This window comes from Cupriavidus numazuensis (genome assembly GCF_905397435.1).
In the GTDB taxonomy this organism is placed as follows: domain Bacteria; phylum Pseudomonadota; class Gammaproteobacteria; order Burkholderiales; family Burkholderiaceae; genus Cupriavidus; species Cupriavidus numazuensis.
Genome location: NZ_CAJPVI010000157.1, coordinates 1 through 855 on the forward strand (window position 1 = coordinate 1; position 855 = coordinate 855).

Consider the following 855-nt stretch of genomic DNA (forward strand, 5'->3'; position numbering starts at 1 on the left):
AAACAGCTCCGCGCCGATGATAGTGCGGATTCCCGTGTGAAAGTAGGTCATCGCCAGGCTCTTATACCCAAAACCCCTCGACAGCGTGTGCTGCGAGGGGTTTTGTCTTTTGCGGCTCGGCCCCGGCCGTCAAGCCGCATCCAGCAGCCGCTTCCCGATGCCCAAAGGCGCTCGCCAAGCGCTTCCAGCGCCTTCAGAAGGCCCGTTTCCAGCGCCCCTATAGGGTGAGAACGCAGAAATTTCAAACTGTGTTTGTGGGTTGCCATAGCCAGTGCCAGCGTGCCTGGCAGTGGCCACCTCGATGGTCCGGTCGATGCACTCCGCAACGGAAAGTGCTTGACAGGCGAGGCGAGAGGTCCCATAATCGATAGTTCTCTGCGGAGAGGTGCCCGAGTGGCTAAAGGGGGCAGACTGTAAATCTGTTGGCTTACGCCTACGCTGGTTCGAATCCAGCCCTCTCCACCAGAATGCAAGACAGTGACTGGCTCACAAGGCCGGTGAAGCAGAAAGAACCGGGCGGGTGTAGCTCAATGGTAGAGCAGAAGCCTTCCAAGCTTACGACGAGGGTTCGATTCCCTTCACCCGCTCCAAATAATGCGGTTGCTGTCGACAAGTAATACGTCTAGTTTTGCCCATGTGGCTCAGTGGTAGAGCACTCCCTTGGTAAGGGAGAGGTCGGCAGTTCGATCCTGCCCATGGGCACCAAATACCGCACTGGCAATATCGCTACCAGACAGGAGTCGCGAAATGGCAAAGGAAAAGTTCGAGCGGACTAAGCCGCACGTGAACGTTGGTACGATTGGTCACGTTGACCACGGCAAGACCACGCTGACCGCAGCGATCGCCACGGTGCTG

The 855-nt window shown here is 57.5% G+C and carries 1 protein-coding gene and 3 tRNA genes; all 4 read left to right on the plus strand.

Going from position 1 to position 855, the window contains the following annotated elements; translation table 11 throughout:
* The first annotated feature begins 379 nt into the window (after positions 1 to 379).
* Positions 380 to 465 (plus strand) — tRNA-Tyr (locus KHO41_RS40970).
* A gap of 51 nt (positions 466 to 516) precedes the next feature.
* Positions 517 to 590: transfer RNA gene (locus tag KHO41_RS40975), tRNA-Gly, on the plus strand.
* A gap of 40 nt (positions 591 to 630) precedes the next feature.
* Positions 631 to 705: transfer RNA gene (locus KHO41_RS40980), tRNA-Thr, on the plus strand.
* A gap of 42 nt (positions 706 to 747) precedes the next feature.
* On the plus strand, positions 748 to 855 hold a 108-nt coding region (locus KHO41_RS40985; RefSeq protein WP_009916276.1), incomplete at its 3' end, for a GTP-binding protein.